Raw genomic sequence first — 21,569 nt, 5'->3', positions numbered from 1 at the left:
GCCGCGGCGCAGGTAGGGTGCGACGGTGCCGGTAGGTCGGGCGTGTGTCGACGGTTGGCTGGGGCGGCCGCTGCGCGACGCCGCCCACCATCACGCACCATCACGCACCATCGCCCACCATCGCGCGCGGTGCGCAGCCGTGACGCAGCGCGCCCCGCACCGCACCGCCGCTCACGATCCGCCGAACCAGTTGTAGCCCTGGTCGACCCAGTAGCCGCCCGGATAGGTGTCGGTCACGAAGATCTCCATGATGTGCTTCGGATTCTTGTAGCCGAGCTTGGTCGGCATCCGCAGCTTCATCGGGAAACCGAATTCCGGCGGCAGGCGGCGGCCGTCGTAGTCGAACGCGAGCAGCGTCTGCGGGTGCAGCGCGGTCGGCATGTCGATGCTCTCGTAGTAGTCGTCCGCACATTTGAAGCCGACGTACTTCGCGTGCGTATCGGCGCCCGCGCGCGCGAGGAACGCGCCGAACGGCGTGCCGCCCCAGCGGCCGATCGCGCTCCATCCTTCGACGCAGATGTGCCGCGTGATCTGCTCCGCATGCGGCAGCGCGCGCAGCTCGTCGAGCGTCCATACGCGCTTGCCGGTCACGCGACCGGACAGCACGAGCCGGTAGGTCGACGCGTCGACGTGCGGCACCTCGTCGATGCCGTAGTACGCATTGAACGGGAACGGCCGCGTGATGTCGGCCTCGGTATAGGTCGGCGCGAGTCGCTCGCCGCTGAACAGCCACGCCTGCACGCGATCGTTGATGCGCGACACCTGCTCGAGAAACGTGTTCACCGACGCATCGTCGTGCAGCGTGCAGCCGCTCAGCATCGTCAGGCCGCCGAGCGTCAGGATGCGCCGGTTGAACAGGCGCCGGGAGGGCATTTCGAGCTCGCGCCGCACGTCGAGCGCGAGCGACTGGCGGTCGAGCGTCCACGGCCGGCGCTCGCCGGGGGATTCGGATTCGGACATGATGAGTTCCTCGATCGTGAGCAGACGAATCAGCGACCGCGCAGCATCGCGAGCAGCGAGCGCGGCACGCGCAACGCCATCGCGACGTGCACGACGACGAACGCGACGAGCAGCGTCATCGCCCAGAAATGCACGATGCGTGCGTTGTCGTAGCCGCCGAACGATGCGCGCAGCAGCGGAAACTGCACCGACTTCCAGATCGTCAGCCCGGACAGCACGAGCAAAATCAGATCGGCGATCGCGAACAGGTAGGCCGCACGCTGCACCGCGTTGTAGACGCTCGGGTCGTCGTGCGCGAGCCGGCCGCGCAACGCGGCGCCCAGGTCGCGCCACACCGCGCGCGGCGTGACGGGCAGCATCTTGCGCGCGACGCGTCCGGTCGAGATCGACATCGTCAGGTAGAACAGCCCGTTGCCGACGAGCAGCCACATCGCCGCGAAATGCCATTGCAGCGCGCCGCCGAGCCAGCCACCCAGCGTGATGCCGTGCGCGAACACGAACGGCGGATAGATCGGCGACGCATCGTAGATGCGCCAGCCGGACAGCACCATCAGGATCGCCGCGAGCGCATTGAGCCAGTGGCTCACGCGCACCCACAGCGGATGAATCGGGCGCGCGGGGCGCGGGGCCGCCGCGTGGCCAATGGCGGGAAGGGTTGGCATGATGAACACTCCGGATAGCGTCCGCGTCGATGCGGACGGGCACGACGCGGCACGATGCGCCACGCCACGACACGCGCAGCGCAGCGCGACGCGCAACCGGCCGGCGTGCTGCGCACGCGGCGGCCACGCGCCCGTACGGCTGCGTCAGTTCGACGGCGCCATCTTGTCGCCCGACGCCTTGCCCATCGCATCGTGCGACATCGCATCCGGCTTCATCGCGTCGTGCTTTTTCATCGCGTCCTTCTTCATGCCGTCCTTCTTCATCGCATCGTGGCCCATCGCGTCCTTCGACATCGACGACGCGCCCTGCGACATCGCGTCGTTCTGCGCGTAAGCGCTCGTTGCAAGCGCGGCGAAAGCGGCGACACAGGCGGCGATCAGTACGTTTTTCATCAGATTTCTCCACAACATGGGTTCGAGGAGCCGAATAGACGAACGACGCGGCCGGAAATGACAGCCGCCGCGAAATTTTTTTGGGGCCGCGCAAGCGCGCGCGATGTTGCACCGCTTCGCACCCGTGCGCGACGCGCGAACGCGCTGCGGCGGCGCGGTGTGCTGCCGGCCGCGCGGGCGCTCGCGGCGGCGGCCATGCTGCGGCGCACCGCGGCGGCGTCCGGCTGCCGGTTGAAACCGCCGCGAAGCCGGTGTATCTTGTGCGCTGCTAACGCGGGGGTCCTGCAATGCGCCCGGTCAAACAACCGGCATTGCGGGTGAGAAATACCCTTTGAACCTGATCTGGATAATGCCAGCGCAGGGAAGCGTACGGATTTCGCCGCCATCCTCCTGACGAAATCCGCCGCCTCACCAAGCGTCGTCTCCTGCTTAGCTCGAGCCCCACATTCGTCAAGGGCTCCGGGCCTGCGCAGAAGCGCCTGCCCGGCGCTCACACAGGAGATTGCATGAACGCCAATCCGAAGTTTCTGTCCGCCGACGCCCACGTCGACGCCGCTGCCGTCGCCCCGCTGCCGAATTCGCGCAAGGTTTACGTAACCGGCTCGCAGCCCGACATCCGCGTGCCGATGCGTGAAATCACGCAGGCCGACACCCCGACCGGCTTCGGCGGCGAAAAGAATCCGCCGATCTACGTGTACGACACGTCGGGCCCGTACACCGACCCCGACGCGAAGATCGACATCCGCGCGGGCCTGCCCGCGCTGCGCCAGCGCTGGATCGAAGCGCGCGGCGACACCGAAGTGCTCGACGGCCTGTCGAGCGGCTACGGCCGCGAGCGCGCGGCCGACCCGGCCACCGCCGACCTGCGCTTCCCCGGCCTGCACCGCAATCCGCGCCGCGCGCAGGCGGGCAAGAACGTCACGCAGATGCACTACGCGCGTAAGGGCATCATCACGCCGGAAATGGAATACATCGCGATCCGCGAGAACCAGCGCCGCGCCGAGTACCTCGAGAATCTGAAGGCGAGCGGCCCGAACGGCGCGAAGCTCGCCGCGATGATGGGCCGCCAGCACCCGGGCCAGGCGTTCGGCGCCGCGGCCTTCGGCGCGAACGCGCTCGCCGAGATCACGCCCGAGTTCGTGCGCGACGAAGTCGCACGCGGCCGCGCGATCATTCCGGCGAACATCAACCACCCGGAATCGGAGCCGATGATCATCGGCCGCAACTTCCTCGTGAAGATCAACGCGAACATCGGCAACTCGGCCGTCACGTCGTCGATCGGCGAGGAAGTCGACAAGATGACGTGGGCGATCCGCTGGGGCGGCGACACGGTGATGGACCTGTCGACCGGCAAGCACATCCATGAAACGCGCGAGTGGATCATCCGCAACAGCCCGGTGCCGATCGGCACGGTGCCGATCTACCAGGCGCTGGAGAAGGTCAACGGCAAGGCCGAGGACCTCACGTGGGAAATCTTCCGCGACACGCTGATCGAGCAGGCCGAGCAAGGCGTCGACTACTTCACGATCCATGCGGGCGTGCGGCTGCAGTACGTGCCGCTCACCGCGAACCGGATGACGGGCATCGTGTCGCGCGGCGGCTCGATCATGGCGAAGTGGTGCCTCGCGCACCACAAGGAAAGCTTCCTGTACGAACACTTCGAAGAGATCTGCGAGATCATGAAGGCGTACGACGTGAGCTTCTCGCTCGGCGACGGCCTGCGCCCCGGCTCGATCTACGACGCGAACGACGAAGCGCAGCTCGGCGAGCTGAAGACGCTCGGCGAGCTCACGCAGATCGCGTGGAAGCACGACGTGCAGGTGATGATCGAAGGCCCCGGCCACGTGCCGATGCAGCTGATCAAGGAGAACATGGACCTGCAGCTCGACTGGTGCAAGGAAGCGCCGTTCTACACGCTCGGGCCGCTGACCACCGACATCGCGCCGGGCTACGACCACATCACGTCGGGCATCGGCGCCGCGATGATCGGCTGGTTCGGCACCGCGATGCTGTGCTACGTGACGCCGAAGGAGCACCTCGGGCTGCCGAACAAGGACGACGTGAAGGAAGGAATCATCACGTACAAGCTCGCCGCGCACGCCGCCGACCTCGCCAAGGGTCACCCGGGCGCGCAGGTGCGCGACAACGCGCTGTCGAAGGCGCGCTTCGAGTTCCGCTGGGAAGACCAGTTCAACATCGGCCTCGATCCGGACAAGGCGCGCGAATTCCACGACGAAACGCTGCCGAAGGATTCGGCGAAGGTCGCGCATTTCTGCTCGATGTGCGGGCCGCACTTCTGCTCGATGAAGATCACGCAGGACGTGCGCGAGTTCGCCGCGCAACAGGGCGTGTCGGAAACCGAGGCGCTGCAGAAGGGCATGGAAGTCAAGGCAGTCGAGTTCGTGAAGACCGGCGCGGAGATCTATCACCGCCAGTAAGCGGACATGCGGAGGCCGCGGCTCGCACGGGCCGCGGCCCCGCACACGTCTGCCGACGCCTGCACGAGCCCGCTTTCGAGCGGGCTTTGTTTTGCGCGTTCGTCGCATCGCGCATGCCTGCCCGCGGGCGAGAAACAATTCATTACGAAAGCGCCCGAGCCTTAACAAGTCCTTACAGCAGCATGACGGGACGGCGGGTAGATTGGCCATATGCACAGCCTCGATACGGTCGTGCGACCTCCCTCCACTACCACAAGGACAACGATCATGCGTAACTCGATTCGGCGTTTTGGGGTATGCGCGCTCCTCGTCGCGACGGTGGCGAGCCTGTCGGCCTGCGATTCGATGACGCGCCGTCAGCGCGATACGGCGATTGGCGCAGGCGTCGGCGGTGTGGCCGGCGCGGCGATCGGCGGCAACGCGCTGTCGACGCTCGGCGGCGCGGCAGCTGGCGGCCTGATCGGCAACCAGGTCGGCAAGTAAGCGTACGCTCAGGCTCATTCCAGGTCGCCGCCGCGCGCGGCGGCTTGGGCGAAACGGCGTTTCCGCGGTGCGGAAACGCCGTTTCGCATTGGCGGGCACGCATTGGCACATTGCGCGGCGATGCCCCCGGAAACGCGCCGTTACCCTTTTGCTCGCCGATGCGTCGCCGTGCGGGCTAAGCTGAAGCATCGGCTCCCGCCGGAGAAACATCATGACCAGGACCCTCGTCGCCACGGCGCTCGCATGCGCAGCCCTCGCCGGTTGCTACTACCCTTACGGCTACTATTCGTCCGGTTATTACGCGGCCGCGCCGGTGCAGCCGGCGCCCGTGTATGTCGCGCCCAACCCCGCGTACTACTATCCGGCGCCCGTCTACGGGCCGGCGTGGGGCGGTTACTGGGGGCCGGCCGTGTCGCTGAACTTCGGCTTCGGCGGCCGCGGCGGCTGGCGCCACCATTGATGCACCGCGGCGCGGCCGGGCGGGCGCGCGCGCCGAGGTCCCGTTTCTTGTCGTTTCATCCGATCGTGAAACGAACGCGCGATCCTGCGGTGTAACATCCACCGCATTCCTCCTCTCGCCGGCCGCCCGATGTCGCCCAAGAACGCCCTTCTGCTGACCGTCCTCGCTGCCCTGTGGGGTGCGTCGTTCCTCTTCATCCGGATCGGCGTCGCCGAATTCGGCGTCGCGCCGCTGATGGCGTTGCGCGTGGGCATCGGAGCGCTGTTCCTCACGGGACTCGCGCTCACGCGCTTCAAGCCCGCCGATCTCGGCGCGCGGTTGCGCCGGCATGCGTGGCCGTTGTTCGTCGTCGGCGTGCTGAACTCGGGCGCGCCGTTCTGCCTGTTCGCGTTTGCGGAATTGACACTGTCGGCCGGCGTGACGTCGGTGATCAACGCGACGACGCCGCTGTGGGGCGCGCTCGTCGCGTACCTGTGGCTGAAGGACAAACTGTCATTGCCGCGCGCGCTCGGCCTCGTGATCGGTTTTGCCGGCGTGCTGACGCTCGTGTGGGATCAGGTCGCCAGCGCGCGCGGCGCGACCGGCGCCACCGCCACCGTGCTGGCCGCGGCAGCCGCGCTCGGCGCGACGCTGCTGTACGGCATCGCGGCCAACTACACGAAGCGCAAGCTCAGCGGCGTCGATCCGCTCGTCAACGCGACCGGCAGCATGATCGGCTCGACGGTGCTGCTGGTGCCGTTCGCGATCGCGACGTGGCCTGCCGCGGCGATCGGCGTCCATGCGTGGGGCGCGGTGCTCGCGCTCGGCATCGCCTGCACCGGCGTCGCGTATTTCATCTTCTTTTACCTGATCGCGCACATCGGTCCGGCCCGTGCGATCACGGTGACGTTCGTGATCCCCGTCTTCGGCCTGCTGTGGGGTGCGCTGTTCCTCGGCGAACGCGTGTCGATCGTGATGATCGAGGGCTGCGCGATCGTGCTCGTCGGCACCGCGCTCGCGACCGGCGTGATCAGACGGATTCCGGGCTTCGGCCCGCGCGGCGGCGAGGCGGCCTGAGCGGCGTGCGGCTGACGCCTGCGCCGCGCGCCGGTGTAGCGTTTGCGTCTGGAGTTTCCCTTATACGCACGTCGCGCGCTTGCCGTTACACTCGCAGCACTCATCCGCACAAGGCGGTTACGATGCACCGCGTTCTTTTGCGTCCACCCGCGCGTGCGACGGTTTCGGCGCGGCGCGCACGAGACCGTCTCGCCGATCGCCGCAGGGCGTCTTCGCCATGAAGCCTGCCCGCGACCTCCCCCGCGAACTCTCGCTCGACTCCCTGCTCGAACGCCTGACGCCGACGCCCGGCGGCTGGGTGGCAACCTACCGCGACACGACGCTGCGCAGCGTGTTCCAGCCGGTGCTGTCGATCACGCACAAGCGCGTGGTCGGCTACGAAGCGCTGCTGCGCGTCGTCGACGAAAACGGCGCGCTGAAGTCGCCGGCGGCGCTGTTCGACCGCACGCGCGCGGCGGCCGACGTGCTGCTGCTCGACCGGCTCGCGCGCTGCCTGCATACGGCCAACTTCGTCGCGCAACGCATCGGCGACGGCTGGCTGTTTCTGAACGTGACGCCGCGCGTGCTCGATTCGGGCCTCGTGCAGCGCGGTTTCGTCGATGCGCTGTGCCGGCATTTCGGATTGCCACCGAACCGCATCGTGCTCGAAGTCGTCGAGAAGCGGGCGCGCGACGAAGCGGCGCTCGCCCGCACGATCGACATGATTCACCACCGCGACTTCCTGATCGCGATCGACGATTTCGGCACCGGGTTCTCGAATTTCGACCGCGTGTGGCGCGCGCGGCCCGATATCGTGAAGCTCGACCGCTCGCTGGTCGAGCGCGCGAATTCGTCGGCCGACGACCGGCGCATCATGTATCACCTGGTGTCGATGCTGCATCAGGCCGGCGCGATGGTGCTCGCCGAAGGCGTCGAAAGCGACGACGCGCTGCAGACGCTGATGGAAGCCGACATCGATTTCGTGCAGGGCTTCTGGTTCGGCCAGCCGGATGCGTCGATCGCGCAAGCGAGCGCGGCGGCGCCCGCGCTGCTCGACGCCGCATGGCGGCGTTTCATCGCGCAGCGGCATCGGCCCGCCAGCGACGGGCAGCCCGGCTTCGATGCGATCGAGCGGCTGGTGCTCACCGGGGCGGCGACGTTCGCGGCGAGCGGCAGCCTGGAGGAAGCCGCGCAGCGCGTGTTCACGGTGCCGGCGGCGCGGCGCGTGTTCGTCACGGACGAGATCGGCGAACAGTTTCTGCCGTCGATCGGCGCGCGCGTCGACGCCGGTCAGGCTGTCGGCACGCGGCTGTCGCCGCTGTTCCCGGAAACGCACAGCAACTGGTCGCGGCGCCCGTACTTCCAGCGCGCGATCGCCGCGCCGGGCCGCGTTGCGCTGATGGGCCCGCATTTCTCGCTGACCGAAGGCCGCGACTGCTATACGGCAGCCGTCGCGATTCGCGCGGAAGGCCGTCTCGTGGTGTTCTGCGTCGATTTCGTGCTCGACCGCGCGGGCACGGTGATGCGGTAGGGGGCGCTGTGGCGCTGCATTTCATCAGTCGATCACCTTCCCTCTTCCCGATTTCACGACGCTGCGGCGCGACTTGTGTTCGAGGCGCCGCTCCTTCGATGCGCGCGTCGGCCGCGTCGCGACCCGCGCGCGCGGCGTGAACGCGACGCTGCCGATCAGCGCGTCGAGCCGTGCGAGCGCCGCCTCGCGGTTTTTCTCCTGGGTGCGGTACTCCTGCGACTTGATCACGACGATGCCGTCGCGCGTGATGCGCTGGTCGGACAGCGCGAGCAGCCGCTCCTTGAGCACCGGCGGCAGCGACGACGCGCGGATATCGAAACGCAGGTGTATCGCGCTCGACACCTTGTTCACGTTCTGGCCGCCTGCGCCCTGCGCGCGCACGGCCGTCCATTCGACGTCGGCCGGATCGAGCGTGTAGCGGATCATCATCGTGACGTCTCCGTGCGGCGGCGCGCGAGCGCCTCGTCGACGCGGGCCGCCAGCCCCGAGTCGCGCTGCGTGCGCGTTGCAACCGCCTGCGCCAGCACGCGCCGCGGGCCGATCACCTGCACGCGCGTCCGTGCGCGCGTGACGGCCGTATAGACGAGCTCGCGCGTCAGCACGCGGCCGAACGACGCCGGCAGCACCAGTGCGGCCTCGTCGAATTCCGAACCCTGCGACTTGTGGACCGTCAGCGCGAATGCCGTTTCGTGCGGCGGCAGCGCGGCCGGCGACACCGCGCGCGCGGTGCCGTCCGCGCGCCGGAACCATACGCGCAGCACGCCCTGCGCGTCGGGCAACGCGATGCCGATGTCGCCGTTGAACAGCCCGAGCGCGTAATCGTTGCGCGTCACCATGATCGGCCGCCCGGTGAACCAGTGTGCGCCGACCGCGAGCGGCACGCGCGCCGCCTGCCGCACATGCGCGGCCACCAGCGCGTTGACGTGCTCGGCGCCACGCGCGCCCGTGCGCGTCGCGCACAGGATCCGGAAACGGTTGAGCGCATCGAACAGCGGCAGCGGATCGGGCACCGTCTCGGACAACGCGGTGCGCAACGCAGCGAGGTACGCGCCGAACCGGCGTGCAAGCCGCTCGACGGTGGACGGCGCGAGCGTGTCGCCGGCGTCGTCATGAAACGACGCGGCGGCCGCATCGTCGGCGGGCAACGCATCGAGCGCGGCCTGCACGTCGCCGCGACGGATCGCGAGCGACAGCCGTCCGATCGGCGAATCGAGGCCGAAGCGGTAGTTGCGTTCGAGCCACACGACGCAGTCGGCCAGCGGCGCGGGGGCGAGCGCGGGCGGCACGGCGTCGGCACCGACCGCGAGCGATGCGGCGGCCGATGCGAGCGCCGCCGTTTCAGCGTCACCCGGTTCGAATGGCGCAAGCTCCACCGCGTCGAGCCACGCGAGCTCGTCGGCCTCGATCCATGCGGGATCGCCGATCGGGCGTTCGGTGGCAGTTGGCCCGCCAGGCGGTGCGGACGCCGCAGACGGGACGGCCGGATCAGGCACATCCGCTTCGGCCTGCGGCGCGTCGTCGAACAACGACGCCTGTCGCGGATCGGCGCTGCGCCGCGCCGACGGCTTGCGTGCGGTACCCGCGGGAGCATGCGGAACGGTTCGGTCTGGAGCGGGAGCGGGAGCTGAAGTCGAAACCGGAGCCACAGCAGCAACCGCATTCGCCGCATCGCCGTCCGGCACCGGCAATGCCGCAGCAAACGCGCCTTCGGCGATGCCGAGCGCCGCCGCGATGCGCGTGCGCGCAGCGGCACTGAAGGTCGGCCGCGCGCTGAGCTCCGCGAATACGGCGCCGGCCTCGACGGCCGCGAGCTGGTCCTTGTCGCCGAGCAGCACGAGCCGCGCGCCCGGTGCGAGCGCGTCGAGCAGATGCGCGGCGAGCGCGACGTCGATCATCGACGCCTCGTCGACCACGATCAGGTCGTACGGCAACGGATTGTCGCGATGATGCCGGAAGCCCGTCGACCCGCCGCCGCCCAGCAGGCGATGCAGCGTATACGACGTCTCGGGCAGGCGCGCCGCCAGCTCCGGCGGGAGATCGCCCGAGCGCGCGTGCAGCGCTTCCTGCATCCGCTGCGCGGCCTTGCCGGTAGGCGCGGCCAGCGCGATGCGAAGCCCCGGCTGCGCATCGAGCAGACAAGCGAGCACGCCGACCACGGTCGTCGTCTTGCCGGTGCCCGGCCCGCCGCTGACGATCGTCACGCGTCCGGTGAGCGCGACGATCGCCGCGACGCGCTGCCAGTCGACCTCGCCGGTCGCCGGTCCGAAGTAACGCGCGAGGCTCGCACGCAAGCGCTCGGAAGACAGCGCGTCGTCCGGTGCGGCCGCGTCGGCCTGGGCCACCAGCGCCTCGGCGAGACGCCGCTCGTAATCGAAATAGCGCGACAGATACAGCCGGTCGTGCCGGTCGACGATCAGCGGCCGCTCGTCACCGCGCGCGAGCGTGCCATAGGCAACCAGCCCGCTCGCTGCCAGCGCCGCGCGCACGTCGTCGACGGGCTCATCGTAGCGATGCGCGAGCGCGCCGAGCGCGACGCACACATGGCCGCCCGCCGTCGCGCGGCTCGCCGCGAACGCGGCGCGCGCGGCCCAGCGCGCAGCCGCGGCCGGCGCGCCCGCGCGACGCGACAACTCGCCGATGCGGCGCGCGAAACCCTCGGCCAGCGCTATGCCGAAATCCGCCGGCTCGGGCAGGCGCGCAACCAGGCCACCGGTGAATTCGAGCGTGTCGTCGGACGCGTTCATGCGCGGCCCCCTTCCATCATCCGGTCGAGCGCGTCGACGAGTTCGCGGGTCGGCCGGCCCGCATGGACGCCGGCCGGCATGCCGGCGCTGCGCCAGCCGGGCCGCACGCCGCGCACGAACAGATACAGGTAGCCGGCCATATGCGTGTCGTAGTCGTAATCGGGCAAGCGCGCGCGCAGGTAACGATGCAGCGCGACCGTATAGAGCAGCGCCTGCAGGTGATACGCGTGATCGGCCATCGAAGCGTCGAGCGCGCGCGGGCCGTACGCGTCGGGCGTATTGCCGAGATGGTTCGACTTCCAGTCGACGATCCAGAAGCGCCCGTCGTGTTCGACGATCATGTCGATGAAACCCTTGATGAAGCCCGCGAGCGCCCCGGCCTCCAGCGCGACGTCCGGATAGCCGTGCGCGACCAGCAGCCGGCGCAAGGCGCCAAGCTCGAGCGACGGCGCCGGAAACAGGAAGCCCATTTCGTCGAGCCGCCTCGCCGGATCGAGATCCGCGAGCCGCATGCCCGGCACGAGTTCCGTGTGCACGACGTCGTCGACGAGCCGCACCATCATCGCCGGCAGCCGCACCGCGAGATCGGGCTCGGCCACGACCGGCCGGTCGTGCAACGCGCCGAGCGCGGCCTGGCGCCACGAATCGGGCTCGGTGAAGCGACTCAGTTCGAACAAGCGGTGCAGGCACTCGCCCGCCGCAGCGCCGCGCGGAAACGTCAGGATGTCGTCGTCGGGCGGCGCCGACACGGCCGTGTCGGCACCGACGAGCGCGAGGTCCACACTCACCGCGGCAAGTGCATCGTGATCGGGGCGCAACTCGTCGTCCGGCACGCTCGCGACGCCCGCTTCCTCGCGCGCCATCGACGCGGTCAGCGAACTGAAACTCGCGATGCGCCACGCGTCGCGCAACATGCGCGTCGCGCGGCGCGCCGCCAGCGCTTGCGAGTCGTCATGGCCGGCCGCCACGCGTTCGCGGCGCGCGGGCACCGGCAACGGCGCCACGCTGAGCGGCCCGCCCGCGAGCGCCTGCCATGCTGCGCCGAGTTCCGCCTCGTCGGGCGGCTCGTCGAGCCACGCGTCGAACGAGCGGCCCGCGCCGGCCACGAGCCAGTTGAGCACGCTGCGGCGCGCCTCGCGCGTCGAGCGCGACGACAGATACGGCCCGGCGACCAGATAGCAGCGATAGACGGCGCGCGTGAGCGCCACGTAGACGAGCCGCGCGCGCTCCGCCGCCTGCTCGCGCAAAACCTGCCGCGCCGCGTGCGCGGCGGCTTCGTCGTCGCATCCGTAATGCAGCACCGCATCGCCTGCGTCGTCGTGATACTCGCGTGCGTCGGGCAGCGCCGACGTCGGCGGCTCGCGTAGCCCGCCGTCGTTCAGGAACGGACAGAACACGACCGCGTATTCGAGGCCCTTCGATTTGTGGACGGTGACGATCTGCACGAGGTTGCGGTCGGATTCGAGACGCAGCTGCGCCTCCTCGCCGCCGCCGTCGAGCCGCTGCGCGGCGAGCCAGCGCAGCGTCGGCGCGATGCCCGGCTGCGCGGACGCGCGCGCCTGCGTCAGTTCGGCAAGATGGTTGATGTCGGTCACGCGGCGCTCGCCGTCCGCGCCAGCCATCAGCCGCTCGGCGATCCGCAGCTCGCGCGTGAACGTGCGCCACATCACCGCGAAGCCGCGCTCGCGCCACAGCAGCCGGTAACGCGAGAAGCGCTCGACCCAGCTCATCGCATCCGCGCCGTCCGCCGCATCGCGCGATGCGTCGCCATCGCCCTGCTCCATGCGCCACAGCGCATCGGCATCGAGGCCGAACCAGTCGGCGGCGAGCGCGGCACGCAAGCGCCGCAGGTCGCCCGGCGCGTCGATCGCCGCGAGCACGCGCTCGAGCTGCTCCGCGTCACCCGTCGAGAATACCGATGCCTGCGCAAGCTCGACGCTGCCGATGCCCCAGGTGGCGAGCACGCGCTTCACGAGGCTGCCCTGTCGGTGCGTCTGCACCAGCACCGCGATGTCGCCCGGCGACAGCGGCGTATCGCCGAGCCGCGCGTGCCCGTCGCGCGCGCCGCGCATCAGCCGCGCAATCTCGGCCGCGCACGCCTGCGCGGCCTGTGCCTGCGCCTCGCGCTTGTGCAGTGTGCCGTCGCCGCCCGGCAACGCCCAGATCCGGAAATCGCCGGCCGGACCCGGATCTGTCTCGTCGATGAACGGCGCCCGCACGCGCGTGCCGGCACGCACCGCGTAATAGTCGAGCCCGTCGAGCACGAACGCGTGCGGATTCGACATGAAGAAGCGGTTGCACGCGTCGACGATCGCCGGCGTCGAACGCTGGTTGACCGCGAGCGTGTAGCACGCGCTCGCGCGTGCGCGCGCGGCGAGATAAGTGTGCAGATCGGCCGCGCGGAAGCTGTAGATCGCCTGCTTCGGATCGCCGACGAGAAACAGCGGACCGCGCGGCGCGAAGATCCGGTCGAAGATCGCGAACTGCAGCGGGTCGGTATCCTGGAATTCGTCGATCAGCGCGGCCGGATAGCGCGCACGCAGCGTCTCGCCGAGCCACGGGTGCGCCTGCAGCGCCTGATACAGGTTCGCGAGCAGATCGTCGAACGACACGACCCGGCGCGTGCGCTTGCGTTCGGCCAACTCGGCCGGTGCGCTGTCGAGCCAGTCGGCGACCAGCGCGAGCCAGCGGGCGCGCTGCGCGGCGTCGGCTGCCGCGACCGCTGCTTCGAGCGCATCGGCCACGTCGAAGAACGCGTGTTCGGGCGTCGCGCCGCCTTTTTTGGTCGCCTTCACGAGCGCCGTGCGCGTGAGCCTGAGCGCGGCCTTCGGCAGCGCGGCCGCGGCATTGCGCTGCGCGAAGTGCGCAGACCACGCGCCGAACGCATCGGCGATCGCCTCGGGCTTGTGCGAGCGCTGGTTGAGCGCCGGCTGCGCGGCGCGCAGCAGCGCATCGATCGCATCGCGCTCGTCGGCCCACATTTGTGCGGCCTGCTCGAAGCAGGCGGCGGCCGCGGCCTCCGCCGACTCGTCGGGCTCGGCGACGCCGTCCCAGCGCAGCGCGGCCAGCGGCTTCTTCAGCCGACGCGCCAGTTGCGCGTCGAGCGCGGCCGGGCCCGCGCCCGAATCGACGAGCCACGTCGCGAAGCGCGGCCAGCGGGCGGCCATCGGTTCGACGCGCGTGCGCCAGAAGTCGGCGGCCAGTTCGAAGCGCAGCGCCGCATCGTCAGCCTGCATGTCGAACGCAAACGGCATCGCGGCGGCGAAAGGCGCCTCCTGGAGCGCGCGCTGGCAGAACGCGTGGATCGTGTGGATGGCCGCCTGATCGAACGCGCGAAGCGCGCGCCTGATCCGCTTCGCCGCCGTGTCGGGATCGAGCGCACCGCCTTCGCCGAGCGTCGTCTCCAGCAGTCGTGCGACGAACGGGTCGCCGCCGTCGTCGCCCGTATCGAGCGCATGCGCGAGTTGCGCCAGCCGGCCGCGAATGCGCTCGTGCAGTTCGGCGGTCGCGGCCTTCGTGAACGTCACCACGAGGATTTCGTCCGCGCCGAGATCCTTTTCGAGCAGCAGCCGCACGTAGAGCGCGCAGATGTTCCACGTCTTGCCGGTACCGGCCGACGCCTCGATCTGGTTGACGCCGTCGAGCGGGCATGCGAACACGTCGAGTTCGAGCGCCGCCGGCGATCTGGATGCGGCGTTCATTCGAGCTCCTTCAGATGTTCGAGCATCGGCTCGAATACGAGCCGCGCGAGCGTTCCGAACGGCTCGTCGAGAGACGGGTGCGCACCGCGCCACGCGATCGCGATGGCCGGATCGTCCGCCTCGCTCGCCACACGTTCGTTGATCCACACGCTCGCGGCCTTCGCGTCGCCGTCGGACACGCACGCCCATGCGCTGCGCGGAAAGAAGCGCAGCGGCATGCGCCGGCCCGCGCGAAACAGCGCGGCGAGCGGCGCGAGCCGCTCGAGCGGCGCCGCGACCGGCGTGAGCTCGAATGCCCCGCCGCTGCCGAACCACAGCGAGCGGCGCGGCCCGTCGGGCTCCACCGCGCAGTAGACGAGGTGCGCCAGCCACGCCGACAAGTAATCCCGCGCGCTCGGGCGTGCGTAGCGATAGATCACCTGACCGGCCGGCGTGAGCCGGTTCAGCGTGCCGTGCAACTCGAGCGGCGCGCTCACCGCATCGGCCGACAGCATCGCGTCGTGCACGCCGAACAGTTCATCGGCGGTTTCGGGCCATGCAGGCGCGATCGTGAGCGTGAACGGCCGCCGCGCGACGCCTTCGGCGAGCGCACGACGCACGTTCGACGCGAGCTGCGTCATCGAGCCGAGCGCCTGGTCGCGCCACACGGCGCCCGTCGCGCCGCCCGGCAGTTCGGGGCTCGCGTCGGCGATGCGCAACGCGTGATCGTGCACGTCGCGCTCGTCGGATTCGATCAGCAGCGGCAGCAGGCGCTCGGCGAGCGCGTCGCTGCCGGCGAAGTCGAGCGCGAACGGCTCGGTGTCGAGCAGTTCCGCCTGCGCGTCGGACAACACGATGCCGAGCCGCGCGCGCAACAACGCGCGAGCCGGATGACGCCAGAACCGTTCGAATTCGCCGAATGCGACCGGCTCGACCGGCTCGGCCGCCAGCGGCTGCGCGAAGAACGGCTGCTCCCGCGACGCATCGCGTGCGGCTTCGGCCGCGAGCAGCGACGCCAGCGTCGCGCGCTCGGCGTCGTAAGATGCGAGTTCGCTGCCGGGCCGGAAATACTCGGCCGCGAACGGCTGCAGCGGATGTTCGACGACGAACGCACGGCGCGCGGCGTCGACCGCATCCGGCGCGGCGTCCGCGCCGGCCGTGACGAGCGCGAGGTGATCGAGCAGTTCGTCGACGAGCGCCGCGGGCGGCAACGGCGCGTTGTCGCGGATGCTGCGGCCGGTGTACGCGATCAGCAGCCGGTCGCGCGCGGCGAGCAGCAGGTCGAGGAACAGATTGCGCTCGTCGTCGCGGCGCTGCCGGTCGCCGAGCTTCGGCAGCACGGCCATCAGGTCGAACTCGTCGGCGCGCGCGAGGCTCGGCAGCACGCCGTCGTCCATCCCGAGCAGACATATCACGCGGTACGGCAGCCCGCGCAAGCTCGTCAGCGACGAGAACGTCACGCCGCCCCACGGCACCCCGCCACGCGCCGGATCGTCGAGCGCGGCGGCCAGCCCGGCCCGTACGACCGCAGCGGGCAGCGCCTCGTCCGGCGCACCTTCGGTCATCGCGGCCAGCATCGCGTCGAGCGCGTCGCGCACGCCGGCAAGCGCATCGGCATACGCGGCGCCCGAATCGAAGAAGCGCGCGAGCGTATCGGCGAACAGCTCGCTCCATGCGCGCGGCGTGAGCGCACCGGCAAGCCGCTGCGCGAACCCGTCGAGATCGTCGGTGAAGCGGGCCAGCCGGCCGAGCAGCTCGGCCTCGCTGCCCGTGGCCGCCTCGATCGGCAGCCATGCGCCGATCGGCGCGGCGCCTTCGGGCATCGCATAGCCGAGGAACAGGCGCGCGAGCGCATCGGCGAACGTATGGCGCGGTGCGGGCACCGCCGCATCGTCGCTGACCGCCGGCGACAGCCCGCGTCGCGCGCCCGCGGCCGCGAGCCAGGTCTGCACCGTCTCCAGCGCGGCCGCGTCGATGCCGTAACGGGCTGCGACTGCGTCGACGCGCAACCATTCGACCAGCTCGGGCGCGCCGACCTGCCGGTCCGGCAACGCGAGCCATTCGAGCAGCACGCGCGCGACCGGGTTCGCCTGCGACGGCGGCAGCCCGGTGATCCGGTACGGCACGCGTGCCGCCCCGGCGCCCGCCGTGCCGAACACGGCGTCGATCAGCGGCCCGGCCGCCGCGAGATCGGCAACCGCCACCAGCACGTCGGACGGCTGCAGTGTCGCGTCGGCGTCGAACCATGCCAGCAGGCGATCGTGCAACACCTCGAGCTGGCGCGCGAGGCTGTGGCACACGTGCACCTCGATCCCGCGCTCGGCCGGCGCGTCGCCGAGCTCGGCCTCGGGCTGCAGCCCGAGAATCGCGTTCTGCACGCGCGCGAGCCAGCTGGGCGCCGCGTTCTCGACGAAGCGCGACGCATCGCCCGACGCGGCGCTTTCGGTCAGCTCGTGCAGCATGTGCAGCTGCGCCTGCGTCTGACGGCCCCACTCCGCAAGCAGCGGATGGCCGACCTCCTGATAGTCGAGCCGCCCGGCCGCATCGAGCGCCTCCGCATGCGCGGCCGTGACGATGTCGAACCAGAATTCTCGACAAGGATTGAGCGCGTAAATGCGCACGTCGATCCAGCGCGACAGCTCGCGCAGCAGCGCGACGTGCAGCGGCGGCATCGTGGGCAGCGCGAACACGCAGACCGATTCCGGCCACTCGGCGCGTTCGACCGTCTCGGCATCGAGATTGCGCGCCTCCACGAGAAAGCGATGCGCCGGCGGCGTGCCGCTGTCGCTCAACTCGGCGAGCAGCGCGCGCCACAGCGCCGCCTGCCAGCGCTCGTCGTCGCGCGCCGCGTCGCTGATGCCGCGCGGTGCGGCATCGCCCGCGAGCACCGATTCGCCGGCCTGCCACGCCGCCAGCCATTCCGGCCGATAGGTCAGGTAGTGGTCGAGCACGGTCGCGACACGCTGCGCCAGCTCATAGCGCATCGCGTCGTCCGACGCGCTCAGGTACGCCGCGAGCCGCGGCGACGCGAACCACGGCGCACCGTCCGCAGCCTGCGCAAACAGCCGGTAGCAGCGCCACACGAGCCGATCGGGCGCGAACGGCGAGCGCGCGGGCACGGTCAACACGCGACCGATCTGCGCCCACAGCCATTGCGCGAGATACGTGAACTCGACGTTCGCGCAGACGCCGTGGCGCGCGGCGATGTCGAGCTCGAGACGGCGGCGCAACGCCGCGTTCGGCACGATCACTTGTTGCGACGCCCACGGGCCGTTGTGGGCCGGGAACGCGGCCAGATCCTCGAGCAGGGCATCGGCCAGCGTTTCGTGACGGTTCGAGTAGAAAAGATGGAGCATGAAGCGGGTGTCGGAGCGTCGCGTCGGCCACGCCGTGCGAACAGGAGCGACAAGGATAGCAAAAGGGGCGGCGCGGCGAAGTTCGGCCGAACGGCCAGGTTTTGCGGGCCGCGAAATACGATAGACTCGTCGCCAGTCAATACGCTGTCCCGGGCGTCTTCGTCTGCCATTACGTTCATCGATGCGCTATTCGGTCGAAATCAGAAAGTTTCTCTACAGCCAGTACTTCTTCGGTGGGCTGAGAATCGCGTTCGGCGTGTCGCTGCCCGCGGTGCTGTGCCTGATCGTGTTTCACAACCGGGAGCTCGGCTTCACGATCTCGACCGGTGCGCTCGGCGCGTGCGTCGTCGACATGCCGGGCCCGCTGAAGTACAAGCACAACGAAATGCTTGCGTGCAGCGTGATCGGCTTTCTGGCCGCGCTCGCGACGGGCCTCGCCACGCCGCACATCTTCGCGCTGTGGCTGACGATCGTCCCGCTCACGTTCGTGCTGTCGCTGATCGTCGTGTACGGCAACCGCTGGCCGCAAATCAGCTTCGCGACGCTGTTCATGATGGTGATGACGCTGGAGGAGAACTTCACGCCGCTGCAGGCGTTCGTCAATGCCGGCTGGATTCTCGCGGGCGGCCTCTGGTACACGTACTGGGCGACCATCGTGTCGCAATGGCAGGCGCGCCGGATCGAGCAGCAGGCGCTCGCGGAGAGCCTGTTCGCGTGCGCGGACTACCTGCAGGCGCGCGCGCAGTTCTACGACCTCGACGCGGATCTCGACGAGTGCTACCGCAATCTCGTCGCCAAGCAGATCACGGCGGTCGAAACGCAGGAAACCGCCCGCGACATCGTGCTGCGCAACCTGCCGAAGCTGCGCCGCGGCAAGCTCGATCCCGGCCGCACGACGATGTACAACCTGTTCATCAACAGCGTCGACCTGCACGAGCTGTTCGTCGGCGCGCATACCGACTATCCGCTCGTGCGCAACACGTTCGGCGGCTCGGACCTGATCATTTTCTATCGCGACCTGATCGGCAAGGCGGCGGCCGATCTCGAGGAAATCGGCCTCGCGGTGCTCGAGAACCGCGCGCCGCATTCGCGCATCAGCGTGAAGGCCGAACTGCGCGCGATCGAGTACGAGATCGAGCTGATGCGCAAGAAGAACTTCGCGGCGGCCAATGCCGAGGCGTACGCGGCCGTGCTCGCGACGTTCCGGCGGATCTGGAGCGCGACGCGGCTGATCGACCGGATGCGCCGCAACCTGTCGGGCCGCGCCGATCCGCAGCAGACCGAACTGAAGATCGACAAGGCGCTCGTGCGGTTCCTGCAGCGGCGCCGGATGTCGCCGCTGCTGATCTTCTCGAACCTGAACATGCGCTCGCCGAGCTTTCGCCACGCGCTGCGCGTGACGATCGCCGTCGCGGTCGGCTTCTGGCTCGGCAGGCTGCTGCCGCTCACGAATGCCTACTGGATCGTGATGACGACCATCATCATCCTGAAGCCGGGCTACTCGCTGACCAAGCAGCGCAACGCGCAACGTATCGTCGGAACGCTGATCGGCTGCGCGGCGAGCATCGCGCTGATCTATTCGGTGAAGGAGCCGCACGTGCTCATCGCGATCATGTTCGGATCGATGGTGATGAGCTACAGCCTGCTGCTGTTCAACTATGCGGCAAGCGTCGTGTTCACTTCGTCGTACGTGCTGCTGATGTTCCACCTGCTCGCGCCGGGCAGCATGCGCATCATCGGCGAGCGCGCGATCGACACCGTGGTCGGCTGCATGATCGCGATCGCCGCGAGCCGGCTCTTCCCGTACTGGGAATACCGGCTGATGGGCAAGCTCGTGACCGACATGCTGAGCTCGACCCGCAAGTATTTCGAGGCGGCGTGGCGCGCCGGGCGCGGCGCCTCGGCGCCTGCCGTGCCGGTCGCGGACGGCGCGGCTGCCGTGCCGGTCGTTGCCGCGGCGATCGAAGCGCCGTCCACCGCGCTCGACGACGACTATCGCTACCGCCTCGCGCGCAAGGACGTGCACATCGCATTCGCGAACCTCGGGCAGGCGTTCCAGCGCATGATGATCGAGCCGAAGGCGCACCAGCGCTTCGTCGCCGAACTCAACGACCTGCTGGTGCAGGCCCACGTGCTCGGCGCGCAGATCACCGCCGCCGCGCCGCTGATTCGCAGCACATGCGCGGCAGACGGGCAGCGCGTTCACGATGACGCGCTGCATCGCGGCCTGTCCGCCGTGCTCGACAACCTCGAAAAGGCGGAAGCCGGCGAGCCGCCGCAGGCCGACCATCTCGATACGACCAGACAGATCACGCGCGCGCTCGACGAAATGGTCGTGTCGGCGGAAAAATCGGACGCCGTGGGCGCCGACCTCACGCACGACCTGAAGGTTCTCGCGCACCAGTGCAAGCAGATGCTGGTGTCATCGCTGCTGATCCGCAAGGACGCGAGCGTCATCCGGCTGCCGGCGTGACTAAGCGGGTGCGCAATGGTTCGACCGGCCGATCTTCCCGGCCGCGCGTGCCTCGTGACGCATGATTCCGCGCGCGATCAACACGGTGCGTGAGCGCATTCTGCTGTTCCACGTGTTGCCGATGCCGTGCTGATGTCGATCCGGCCGGTGGACCGGCGTGGGCAGCGACGGCAGCCTTCGGAGGCGAGCGCAGGCTTCGGCGGCCGCGTCGGTCCCGACGCAACAGAGCGCGTCGTCACGCCTCACGCCTCACGCCTCTTAGGCGCACATCGCGCCCGCCCCGTAGAGCACGCGCCTGCGGCTGCGCGCCCGCGCCGACGTCAGTGCGACGCGGCGCTCGCGGCCTCGGCCGGGTGGGCTTCGTCGTACGCGTGCTTCTGCGAGATCGCGTTGTACATGATCGTCCCGATCACCAGGAGTACGGCCACGACGATCAGGATGCTCACGTTGCGGACTGGGTTCTTCTTGCGCTGATCGTTCATGGCCGGTACGGCTCCGTCGAATTCGTCGAAGCGGGCATTCTACGCGCTTGCGCCCGTTACGACGCGCCGGGTTGGGCCGTCGCACTGCGCCCCTGGTTTTCCGTCGAACATCGTTTCCGTGCGCGGGCGCGCGCCGCTGACGGGCAGGCAACACGCCGCACAGCGCCGACCGATGTGCGCGCGCACCGCGTTACGCCAGCTCGGACACGTCGCGCACCGGCAGCGCGGTCGAATACTTGATCTGCTCCATGGCGAACGACGAGCTCACGTCGAACAGCGGCACCATGCGGATCAGCTGCTTGTACACGCGGTCGTAATCGTCGATGCCCGCCACCACGACACGCAGCAGATAGTCGGTTTCGCCGCTCATCCGATAGACCTCGACGACTTCCGGCATGTCGCGCACGACTTGCGTAAAGCGCTGGGCCCACTCCTCGGTGTGCTGGTTCGTGCGGATCGCGACGAACACGGTGGTGCCGACGCCGAGCTTGCGCGGGTCGCACAGCGCGACCTGCGCACGGATCGCGCCGGTTTCCTTCAGTCGCTGCACGCGCTTCCAGCACGGCGTCTGCGACAGGTTCACGCGCTGCGCGAGTTCGGCGATCGGCAATGTGGCGTCCGCCTGCAACAGCTCCAGCAGCTTGCGATCGATGGCATCCATTTATCTGGTCCCTCGTAGATAGAAATTTTTTCTATGCATCCAGCATAACGGGGAACAATATGGAAAGCACTCGCTGCCGTCGACCGGGATAAATACCAATCCGCGCGCATCCGACACCGCCTCACCCCCGGTTCGGGCGCGGGCGGCGCCGAGTTACGCCGCCCGTCAAACGAAACAGGCGACTTCACCCGTTCGGGTGAAATCGCCTGAA

The 21,569-nt window shown here is 69.4% G+C and carries 15 protein-coding genes and 1 riboswitch; of the genes, 6 read left to right on the top strand and 9 right to left on the bottom strand.

What is annotated here, in order from left to right:
- Positions 1–171: 171 nt before the first annotated feature.
- The 3 genes from EX20_RS08100 to EX20_RS08090 all read right to left on the bottom strand — a co-directional run bounded on the left by EX20_RS08100 (position 172) and on the right by EX20_RS08090 (position 2,015).
- Positions 172–960, bottom strand: coding sequence for a molybdopterin-dependent oxidoreductase (locus EX20_RS08100; protein WP_011884095.1), 789 nt, complete (start codon positions 958–960; stop codon positions 172–174).
- 29 nt (positions 961–989) lie between these two features.
- The gene (locus tag EX20_RS08095) at positions 990–1,622 is read right to left on the bottom strand and encodes a cytochrome b/b6 domain-containing protein (protein WP_034193327.1); all 633 of its coding nucleotides are present in this window, start codon (positions 1,620–1,622) and stop codon (positions 990–992) included.
- A 144-nt stretch (positions 1,623–1,766) separates the two neighbouring features.
- Positions 1,767–2,015 carry a pentapeptide MXKDX repeat protein gene (locus EX20_RS08090; protein ID WP_034193219.1) on the bottom strand — a complete coding sequence of 83 codons (249 nt, stop codon included), beginning with the start codon at positions 2,013–2,015 and terminating at the stop codon, positions 1,767–1,769.
- Positions 2,016–2,280: 265 nt separating this feature from the next.
- A riboswitch (TPP riboswitch) is annotated at positions 2,281–2,397 on the top strand.
- A gap of 124 nt (positions 2,398–2,521) precedes the next feature.
- Here EX20_RS08090 and thiC point away from each other — a divergent pair.
- From thiC to EX20_RS08060, 5 genes are all read left to right on the top strand, one after another.
- Positions 2,522–4,453 (top strand): phosphomethylpyrimidine synthase ThiC, encoded by a 1,932-nt coding sequence (gene thiC / locus EX20_RS08080; RefSeq protein WP_034193217.1) that lies wholly within the window; start codon positions 2,522–2,524, stop codon positions 4,451–4,453.
- 267 nt (positions 4,454–4,720) lie between these two features.
- Entirely contained in the window at positions 4,721–4,936 is a 216-nt protein-coding gene (locus EX20_RS08075; RefSeq protein ID WP_034193216.1) for a glycine zipper 2TM domain-containing protein, read from the top strand.
- Between the two features lie 211 nt (positions 4,937–5,147).
- A complete protein-coding gene (locus EX20_RS08070; protein WP_011884086.1) occupies positions 5,148–5,396 on the top strand; it encodes a hypothetical protein in 249 nt (82 codons plus the stop codon).
- Between the two features lie 129 nt (positions 5,397–5,525).
- Entirely contained in the window at positions 5,526–6,452 is a 927-nt protein-coding gene (locus EX20_RS08065) for a DMT family transporter (protein WP_034193215.1), read from the top strand.
- Between the two features lie 217 nt (positions 6,453–6,669).
- Positions 6,670–7,962: a sensor domain-containing phosphodiesterase gene (locus EX20_RS08060; protein ID WP_034193214.1), complete on the top strand. Its 1,293-nt coding sequence runs from the start codon at positions 6,670–6,672 to the stop codon at positions 7,960–7,962.
- Positions 7,963–7,986: 24 nt separating this feature from the next.
- On the opposite strand, the gene arfB is transcribed toward EX20_RS08060, so the two are convergent.
- From arfB to recC, 4 genes are read right to left on the bottom strand one after another with little or no spacing between them, the layout of a single operon-like run.
- Positions 7,987–8,391: an alternative ribosome rescue aminoacyl-tRNA hydrolase ArfB gene (gene arfB, locus EX20_RS08055; protein ID WP_011884080.1), complete on the bottom strand. Its 405-nt coding sequence runs from the start codon at positions 8,389–8,391 to the stop codon at positions 7,987–7,989.
- On the bottom strand, positions 8,388–10,706 hold the full coding sequence (locus tag EX20_RS08050; protein ID WP_034193213.1) for an AAA family ATPase: 2,319 nt from the start codon (positions 10,704–10,706) through the stop codon (positions 8,388–8,390). Before EX20_RS08050 ends, arfB begins: the two co-directional genes overlap by 4 nt.
- Positions 10,703–14,407 (bottom strand): exodeoxyribonuclease V subunit beta, encoded by a 3,705-nt coding sequence (recB, locus tag EX20_RS08045; protein WP_034193212.1) that lies wholly within the window; start codon positions 14,405–14,407, stop codon positions 10,703–10,705. The genes EX20_RS08050 and recB overlap by 4 nt, the downstream gene beginning before the upstream one ends.
- Complete coding sequence (recC, locus tag EX20_RS08040) at positions 14,404–17,742, bottom strand: exodeoxyribonuclease V subunit gamma (RefSeq protein ID WP_034193211.1); 3,339 nt, start codon at positions 17,740–17,742, stop codon at positions 14,404–14,406. Before recC ends, recB begins: the two co-directional genes overlap by 4 nt.
- A 181-nt stretch (positions 17,743–17,923) precedes the next feature.
- Here recC and EX20_RS08035 point away from each other — a divergent pair, with 181 nt between their 5' ends.
- Entirely contained in the window at positions 17,924–20,215 is a 2,292-nt protein-coding gene (locus EX20_RS08035; protein WP_034193210.1) for an FUSC family protein, read from the top strand.
- A 320-nt stretch (positions 20,216–20,535) separates the two neighbouring features.
- Here the strand turns inward: EX20_RS08035 and EX20_RS31785 are convergent, their stop codons facing one another.
- Both EX20_RS31785 and EX20_RS08030 read right to left on the bottom strand, forming a co-directional pair.
- Positions 20,536–20,697, bottom strand: coding sequence for a hypothetical protein (locus EX20_RS31785; protein WP_011884072.1), 162 nt, complete (start codon positions 20,695–20,697; stop codon positions 20,536–20,538).
- 190 nt (positions 20,698–20,887) lie between these two features.
- Positions 20,888–21,358 carry an Lrp/AsnC family transcriptional regulator gene (locus EX20_RS08030; protein ID WP_014722767.1) on the bottom strand — a complete coding sequence of 157 codons (471 nt, stop codon included), beginning with the start codon at positions 21,356–21,358 and terminating at the stop codon, positions 20,888–20,890.
- Positions 21,359–21,569 lie beyond the last annotated feature (211 nt).

Origin of the sequence: Burkholderia sp. WP42 (genome assembly GCF_000745665.1) — a bacterium.
Taxonomy (GTDB): Bacteria; Pseudomonadota; Gammaproteobacteria; order Burkholderiales; family Burkholderiaceae; genus Burkholderia; species Burkholderia vietnamiensis.
Note: the sequence above shows the minus strand (reverse complement) of the source record. Positions and strands in the feature narration are given on the sequence as shown.

Coding starts and splice junctions, on each gene's coding strand:
- EX20_RS08100 (WP_011884095.1), bottom strand. CDS start 960: ATGTCCGAATCCGAATCCCCCGGCGAGCGCCGGCCGTGGACGCTCGAC.
- EX20_RS08095 (WP_034193327.1), bottom strand. CDS start 1,622: ATGCCAACCCTTCCCGCCATTGGCCACGCGGCGGCCCCGCGCCCCGCG.
- EX20_RS08090 (WP_034193219.1), bottom strand. CDS start 2,015: ATGAAAAACGTACTGATCGCCGCCTGTGTCGCCGCTTTCGCCGCGCTT.
- thiC (WP_034193217.1), top strand. CDS start 2,522: ATGAACGCCAATCCGAAGTTTCTGTCCGCCGACGCCCACGTCGACGCC.
- EX20_RS08075 (WP_034193216.1), top strand. CDS start 4,721: ATGCGTAACTCGATTCGGCGTTTTGGGGTATGCGCGCTCCTCGTCGCG.
- EX20_RS08070 (WP_011884086.1), top strand. CDS start 5,148: ATGACCAGGACCCTCGTCGCCACGGCGCTCGCATGCGCAGCCCTCGCC.
- EX20_RS08065 (WP_034193215.1), top strand. CDS start 5,526: ATGTCGCCCAAGAACGCCCTTCTGCTGACCGTCCTCGCTGCCCTGTGG.
- EX20_RS08060 (WP_034193214.1), top strand. CDS start 6,670: ATGAAGCCTGCCCGCGACCTCCCCCGCGAACTCTCGCTCGACTCCCTG.
- arfB (WP_011884080.1), bottom strand. CDS start 8,391: ATGATGATCCGCTACACGCTCGATCCGGCCGACGTCGAATGGACGGCC.
- EX20_RS08050 (WP_034193213.1), bottom strand. CDS start 10,706: ATGAACGCGTCCGACGACACGCTCGAATTCACCGGTGGCCTGGTTGCG.
- recB (WP_034193212.1), bottom strand. CDS start 14,407: ATGAACGCCGCATCCAGATCGCCGGCGGCGCTCGAACTCGACGTGTTC.
- recC (WP_034193211.1), bottom strand. CDS start 17,742: ATGCTCCATCTTTTCTACTCGAACCGTCACGAAACGCTGGCCGATGCC.
- EX20_RS08035 (WP_034193210.1), top strand. CDS start 17,924: ATGCGCTATTCGGTCGAAATCAGAAAGTTTCTCTACAGCCAGTACTTC.
- EX20_RS31785 (WP_011884072.1), bottom strand. CDS start 20,697: ATGAACGATCAGCGCAAGAAGAACCCAGTCCGCAACGTGAGCATCCTG.
- EX20_RS08030 (WP_014722767.1), bottom strand. CDS start 21,358: ATGGATGCCATCGATCGCAAGCTGCTGGAGCTGTTGCAGGCGGACGCC.